We start from the raw sequence: 6665 nt of genomic DNA, 5'->3' as shown, positions 1-6665 counted from the left end.
GGTGGAGAGGGAGGTGTTGTCGGATTGGGGGTGGCCGAGGGTTCGGTGGTAGTCGGGCCAGGTGCGGATCCGGGTGGGGATGTTGCCTATGGCATCTACTTGGGTGACGGGGTGGTGGTCGGTGAGTTGCCAGAGGTCGTCGTCGGAGCGGAGCTGGCGGAGGCTGCCGAAGAGTTCGCGGGCGCACCAGACCGGGTAGCCGGGGCCGTCGTCGTAGTGGCTGATGCCGAGTGGGGTGGAGGGGCCGGCGACTTCGGCGACCAGGGACCAGACGGCGGCCGAGGTGATGCCGGGCTGGTCGCCGAGGAGGACGACGATGCCGTCGGTACGGCGGTCGACCGCGTCCAGGGCGGGGACGATCGACGAACTGCCGGTGTCGGCGTGCGGGGATTCGACCACCCGGACGCCGTCGAAGTCGACCCGGTCGTGGATCTGCTCGGACGCGGTACCGAGGGTGACGATCAGCTGGTCGAAGCCGCACTCGCGGGCGGTTTCGAGGGTGGATCCGAGCAGGGTCTCGCCGTTGTATGCGAGGGACTGCCACGGTACGCCGAGGTGCGGGGAACTCTCGGCAGCCAGCAGCAACCCCGTGACGAACATCGGCGGATCAACTTCGCAACCGTGGAACGGCGGACACGACGGAACTCCTCATCGCTGTCCCCGAGTGGCTAGCCGAAGCCTCGATCGAACCCCGGTCCCGGTAACCCTGTCAACGAGTGTCCGGAAACTGGTCAGTACAGGATCACCGCAGCGACGAAGCAAACGTTTCGAGGGCGGGGTAGCCGGCGTTCCCGGTGACGATCGTGGTGACGCCGGAACCGACCAGCACCAAGGCGTGCTCGTCCTTGCGATCCAGCAGCACCTTGCGTTGCCAGGTGACTCCGCCGACCGTCGCCGTACCGTCGTCGGCGGTCCGGCCGAGCTCTTCGGCCTGGTACTTCCCGCCGGCGACGTTGGACTGCTCGAGCCCCACGTACTTCCTCGCGTCCGTCACCACACCGAGGTGCCACGTCATCGGCGCCTGCTCCGGTGCGCGGAACTCGACACTGGTCGCCTGCCAACCACCAGGCATCGGCTCCGGACCGCGGATCCAGGGTGCGGCCTTCCGGGCATCTTCCAGCTGAGCGCTGTACTCGATCGCGCGGACCTTCTCCTCCTTCGGCCGCCAGGTGACGATCATCAGGAACGCGACCACGACGAAGCAGGCCAGCAACGCCCAGAACATGTTGGGCAGTGTCCGTGCCTTCGCGCGGTCCTTCGCGTTCTGCTTGCGGTATGCGATTGCCTCCGCGCGCGCCCGGGCCTTCTCCCGCGCCTCCGCCTCACCCTGACCAGTCGAACTCATGACACGAGTGTCGCATCCTGGCTGAGGGCGTCTGGGGGCTCCCCGCCGTAGCGAGCATGTGCTCGGTGCGGTAGCTCGGTGCGCTGGGGCGAAGGCCTCGATGTTTTTCCATCGTGGCCTTTGCACCAGTGCGGCGAGGTGCCGTGCCGAGTGCAGCGCAGTAGGCGGGGTGCTCCCAGACGCCCTCTAAGAGGTCCGATCACCCAGTTGGCTAACATCCCTGGCATGAGTGACCCGACGACTCCGCCTGCCCATCTTGAGGTCGAGGCCGATGCGCCTGACCGCAACCTCGCGCTCGAGCTGGTCCGGGTCACCGAAGCGGCGGCGATGGCGGCCGGTCGCTGGGTCGGCCGGGGTGACAAGAACGGCGCCGACGGTGCGGCGGTGAACGCGATGCGCACCCTGATCGGCACGGTCGGGATGAACGGCACTGTGGTGATCGGCGAGGGCGAGAAGGACAACGCCCCGATGCTCTACAACGGCGAGCGCGTCGGCGCCGGTGACGGTCCCGAGTGTGATGTCGCGGTCGACCCGGTCGACGGTACGACGCTCGTCGCGAAGGGCATGAACAACGGCATAGCGGTGATGGCGGTGTCGGCCCGCAACTCGATGTACGACCCGTCCGCGGTGTTCTACATGGAGAAGCTGGTCGTCGGCCCGGAAGCGGCCGAGGTGGTCGACATTCGGCTCCCGGTCGCGGAGAACATCCGCCGGGTCGCGAAGGCGAAGGGGTCCACGGTCGACGACGTCACCGTCGTACTGCTGGATCGGCCGCGGCACGAAGAGCTGGCCACGCAGATCCGGGCGACCGGTGCGCGGATCAAGTTCATCAGCGACGGTGACGTGGCCGGTGCGCTCGAGGCGGCGCGGCCGGACACCGGTCTGGACATGCTGCTCGGCATCGGCGGTACGCCGGAGGGCATCATCGCGGCCTGCGCCATGAAGTGTCTGGGCGGCAAGATCCAGGGCCGGCTCTGGCCCACCGACGACGAGGAGCGGCAGAAGGCGATCGACGCCGGCCACGACCTCGATCGCGTCCTCGACACCGACGACCTGGTCAGCGGTGACGACTGTTTCTTCGTCGCCACCGGTATCACCGACGGTGAGCTGCTGCGCGGCGTCCGTTACGGCCGCTCGACCGCACGCACCCACTCCCTGGTGATGCGTTCGCGCAGCGGCACGATCCGCAGCATCGAGAGCGTCCACCAGCTCGCCAAGCTCCGCGCCTACTCAGCCATCGATTTCGAGCACGCCCGATGAGTGCACCAACCCTCGTGATAGGCGAGGCGCTGGTGGACATCGTCAGCACAGGCACAAAGACCACGCGGAACGGGAACGGGAAGCCGAAGACGACGCCCGGCGGATCCCCGGCGAATGTGGCGGTCGGTCTGGCCAGGCTCGGCGTACCGACTGAGCTGGTGACGAGGTTCGGGACCGACCCGTACGGCGATCAGCTCGGAGCGCACCTGTTCGGGAACGGCGTGCAGTTGTCGCCTGGTTCGGTGGAGCCCGGGTTCCGGACCAGTACGGCGACCGCGACGCTCGACGCGGCCGGGGTTGCGTCGTACCAGTTCGACATCACGTGGGAGCCGCCGGCATTGTCGCTGTCGCGGGGTTGTCCCGCGGTGCACACCGGGTCGATCGCGACTGTGCTTGAGCCGGGCGCCACAGCGATCCGCGACTTCCTGAAGACGCTCGTGGATCAGCCGGTCACGGTGACCCTCGACCCGAACGCACGTCCGACGATCACTCCGGATCCGGTTTCCACGTGGGCCGCCGTACGGGAGTTGGCTGCACTGTCGGACCTGGTGAAGTTGAGCGATGAGGATTGCGAGTTCCTGCAGCCCGGGCAGTCGCCTGAGTCGATCGCGGTCGAGCTGCTGAGCGCGCCGCGGACCCAGTGCGTCGTGATCACGCGCGGCGGTGAGGGTGCGCTCGGGATCAGCCGCGAAGGCCGGATCGACGTGACCGCTCCGAAGATCGACGTCGTCGACACGGTTGGGGCGGGCGACTCGTTCATGGCGGCCCTCATCGCCGGTCTGAACGGCCAGGACCTGCTCGGCGCGACTCGCCTTGCCGGGTTGACCTCGCAAAGCCTTCAGACCGTAGTCGACTACGCCGTCAAAGCGGCCGCGATCACCTGCACCCGGCACGGCGCGGACCCGCCGACCGCTGCCGAGCACGCGGCGACCTGGGGAGCCTGATGCCCGCAGATGTCTGGAACACCCAGCTGGACGAGGACGGCCGTGTGGTGTTCCCGCCGCGCCGCGGCCGCCTCTACCTTCGGCTGACCGCGTTCGGCCTGCTGATGCTCGCGTCCGCGGCGACGAACCTGGATCACCTGCGCACCGACGGCATCTCCGGAACCCTCGGCGTACTGCGCCTAACGGCCCTGGCCGCGTTCGTATACGGAACCGGCCTGACGCTCTACCAGCTGATCGCCAACCGCCCGGTCGTCACGATCGACGCGGACGGCGTCGCCCGCGGCCGGCGCCTGGCGTGGTCGGGGATCGCGAAGATCGACGAACCCACCGGCTTCACCGGTGCGCGGACGATCCAGGTGCACCCGGTCGACCGCCGTACCCGCCCTTTGCGCATCTCGCTCGACAACGTCGAGGAGCTGGACGCGTTCGCGCACTGGCTGCGTTCGGTGAAGACCCGCTACACGAGCTAGGCCACGGTGCTGCGGACGGCGGTGAGATGTTCGCGGCAGCGGGCGGCCGCAAGCTCGGGATCGCGATCCCGTACGGCGTCCGCGATCGCAACGTGAGCGGCTTGATCGTGGCGGTGCCGATGCTGGTCGTCCAGCTTCAGCATGTCGAGCATCGTGTTTCGGATCCGTGGCACGAACGCGTCGAACAGCTCGGCCAGCACGGTGTTGTGGGCCGCGGTGACCAACGCGCGATGGAAGGCGAGATCGGCCTCGACATACCAGTCGTCGGGTGACTTCTCGGACGCGTCGAGCCGGTCCTTCAGGGTGTAGCGGAAGCTCTTCAGATCGGCCGGAGTACGGCGTGATGCGGCGAGCCGGGCGGCCTCGGTCTCGATCGCGATCCGCCCTTCCAGTACGTCGGTGATGTCGGCCCGGCGGAGCACCTGGTCCCAATCCTCCGCGGCCTGGTGGCCGATCACGAACACGCCCGCACCCTGCCGGCTCTCCAGCACCCGGCGGCCGGCCAGCTCGCGGACCGCCTCCCGGATCGTCGACCGGCCGACGCCGAGTTGGGCGGCCAGCGTCGTCTCCCCCGGCAACTTCGCGCCGAGCGCCCATTCACCGCTGCCGATCCGGCGCAGCAGCTCCTCGGCGGCCTGCTCGGCGAGTGGGTGACGGCGAATCATGCCGCTCAGTCTAGGGGCCACAACGTCACAGCGGGCACTTATCAGGTTATCAGCTTGTCTGAGGAGTTGAATCGGGTTAGCGTGACTCGGGTGATGCACTGGAACCGTCAGCTGCCCTCCCCGATGCCGAGCCACCGCTACCAAGACATCTACGCCAAGATCCCGGTCCTGACCCCCGACCGCACCTGGCCGGACCGGCGGATCACCGCCGCCCCGTTGTGGGTCCCGGTCGACCTCCGGGACGGTAACCAGGCCCTCGCCGAACCGATGGACCCCGAACGGAAACGCCGCTTCTTCGAGCTGATGGTTGCCATCGGCTACAAAGAGATCGAGGTCGGCTACCCGTCCGCCTCGCAGACCGACTTCGACTTCGTCCGGTTGCTCGCAACAACGGATTTGGTCCCGCCCGACGTCACGATCGTGGTGTTCACACCGGCCCGGCCGGACCTGATCGAGCGCACGATCGAGTCCATCCAGGGGATCCGCGGCCAGGTCGTCGTCCACATGTATGCGGCGACTGCGCCCACCTGGCGGGACGTCGTACTGCGTCGATCCCGGGACGAGCTGGCTGCGATGATCCAGGCGGGTGCTGAGCAGGTACTGCGATTGGGTGGGGAGTCGGTGCGGTTCCAGTTCTCGCCCGAGGTGTTCAATCTGACCGAGCCGGATTTCATTCTCGAGCTCGCCGACCAGGTCACCAAGGTCTGGGACGCGAGCCCGGAGCGGCCGGTGATCCTCAACCTGCCGGCCACCGTCGAGGCCGCGACCCCGAACGTGTACGCCGACCAGATCGAGTACATGCATCAGAACCTGCCCCGGCGTGACGGGGTGATCCTGTCCGTCCACCCGCACAACGACCGCGGGACCGGGATCGCGTGCGCGGAGCTCGCCGTACTGGCCGGGGCGCAGCGCGTCGAGGGGTGCATCTTCGGCAACGGCGAGCGCACCGGGAACGTCGATATCGCGACGCTGGCGTTGAACCTGCATGCGCAGGGCGTCGACCCGATGATCGACTTTTCCGACATCGACGGGATCCGGGAGATCGTCGAGTACTGCACCCGGATGCCGATCCACCCGCGGCATCCGTACGTCGGTGAGCTCGTCTACACGGCGTTCTCCGGCACCCATCAGGACGCGATCCGGAAGGGGTTCGCCATCCAGGGCGACGGGCTGTGGGAGGTGCCGTATCTGCCGATCGACCCGGCCGATGTGGGCCGCGGGTACGAGGCCGTGGTGCGGGTGAACAGCCAGTCGGGCAAGGGTGGGATCGCCCACGTCCTGGAGACCTCGTACGGCGTGCGCCTGTCGGCCGAGCAGCAGGTCGCCTTCGCACGCCACGTACAACGACGTACAGACGAGACCGGTCGCGAGGCAACCGCGCCGGAGCTGAAAGCGTTGTACGAGGAGGTCTACGGATGCTCGAACTGAAAGCCCCTGCTATTCACTGGACCGCCACCGCCCAACGCCCCAACCCATCCCACTGAGCAGACCGAGCCCGGCGCAGACCAGCGCACCGATCCGCAGGTAGCGGTAGTCCTCCTGCCGCTCTTCGATCGCCCAAACGCTGCGCCCCTCGGCCGGATTCGGTCCGGAATACTCCACCGGTACGACGTCGCCCAGTTGCAGGAAGTGGTCGCCGGGATGCCGCCTCGTCTCGATCACGTGGTCAGCACCACTGACGACGTACCGGACGACCACCGAACCTGAACCTCGGTCGAACCAGCCCGGTTCGCGGATCTCGACGACTCTGCCGTCGGCGACCGCTACCGGGCTGGGGAGCGGACGGGTTCGGTACCAGAAGTAGGTGCTGCCGACTCCGGCGAAGAGCACCATCAAGGCGAAGAACGCGACCAAGCTGCCCGGAACCATCGGCCTGCGGACGGACGGCCGGCTCGGGATGCGGCGCATTGACCTATTCTGCCCGTCGCTGTCCCCTTCCTGCATTACAGTTGCGCTTCCTGGGGAGGGGTGGGGGTATGGG

Annotated in this window: 8 protein-coding genes; 4 read left to right on the top strand and 4 right to left on the bottom strand. The window is 67.8% G+C overall.

Features of this window, described 5'->3' with window-relative positions; all coding sequences use genetic code 11:
* Positions 1-600 (bottom strand): nucleotidyltransferase family protein (locus E1261_RS42190; RefSeq protein ID WP_132415508.1); only part of this gene is annotated, 600 nt, incomplete at its 3' end.
* Between the two features lie 142 nt (positions 601-742).
* Positions 743-1345, bottom strand: a complete 603-nt coding sequence (locus E1261_RS42185; RefSeq protein ID WP_132415506.1) for a DUF4245 domain-containing protein — start codon at positions 1343-1345, stop codon at positions 743-745.
* Between the two features lie 225 nt (positions 1346-1570).
* Here E1261_RS42185 and glpX point away from each other — a divergent pair, with 225 nt between their 5' ends.
* Genes glpX through E1261_RS42170 form a run of 3 tightly spaced genes read left to right on the top strand, consistent with a single transcriptional unit; the run spans position 1571 to position 4019 of the window.
* The gene (glpX, locus tag E1261_RS42180) at positions 1571-2605 is read left to right on the top strand and encodes a class II fructose-bisphosphatase (protein WP_132415504.1); all 1035 of its coding nucleotides are present in this window, start codon (positions 1571-1573) and stop codon (positions 2603-2605) included.
* On the top strand, positions 2602-3549 hold the full coding sequence (locus tag E1261_RS42175; protein WP_132415502.1) for a carbohydrate kinase family protein: 948 nt from the start codon (positions 2602-2604) through the stop codon (positions 3547-3549). Before glpX ends, E1261_RS42175 begins: the two co-directional genes overlap by 4 nt.
* Entirely contained in the window at positions 3549-4019 is a 471-nt protein-coding gene (locus E1261_RS42170) for a hypothetical protein (RefSeq protein ID WP_132415500.1), read from the top strand. Before E1261_RS42175 ends, E1261_RS42170 begins: the two co-directional genes overlap by 1 nt.
* On the opposite strand, the gene E1261_RS42165 is transcribed toward E1261_RS42170, so the two are convergent.
* Positions 4016-4684 (bottom strand): FadR/GntR family transcriptional regulator, encoded by a 669-nt coding sequence (locus E1261_RS42165; RefSeq protein ID WP_132415498.1) that lies wholly within the window; start codon positions 4682-4684, stop codon positions 4016-4018. The two genes, E1261_RS42170 and E1261_RS42165, sit on opposite strands and share 4 nt — an antisense overlap.
* Before the next feature lie 93 nt (positions 4685-4777).
* On the opposite strand from E1261_RS42165, the gene E1261_RS42160 reads away from it, so the two are divergent.
* Complete coding sequence (locus tag E1261_RS42160) at positions 4778-6112, top strand: 2-isopropylmalate synthase (protein ID WP_238176787.1); 1335 nt, start codon at positions 4778-4780, stop codon at positions 6110-6112.
* 9 nt (positions 6113-6121) lie between these two features.
* Here E1261_RS42160 and E1261_RS42155 read toward each other — a convergent pair whose 3' ends face one another.
* Complete coding sequence (locus tag E1261_RS42155) at positions 6122-6592, bottom strand: DUF3592 domain-containing protein (RefSeq protein ID WP_132415496.1); 471 nt, start codon at positions 6590-6592, stop codon at positions 6122-6124.
* Between the last annotated feature and the right edge of the window lie 73 nt (positions 6593-6665).

The organism is Kribbella albertanoniae (assembly GCF_004348455.1).
GTDB lineage: Bacteria > Actinomycetota > Actinomycetes > Propionibacteriales > Kribbellaceae > Kribbella > Kribbella albertanoniae.
Note: the sequence above shows the minus strand (reverse complement) of the source record. Positions and strands in the feature narration are given on the sequence as shown.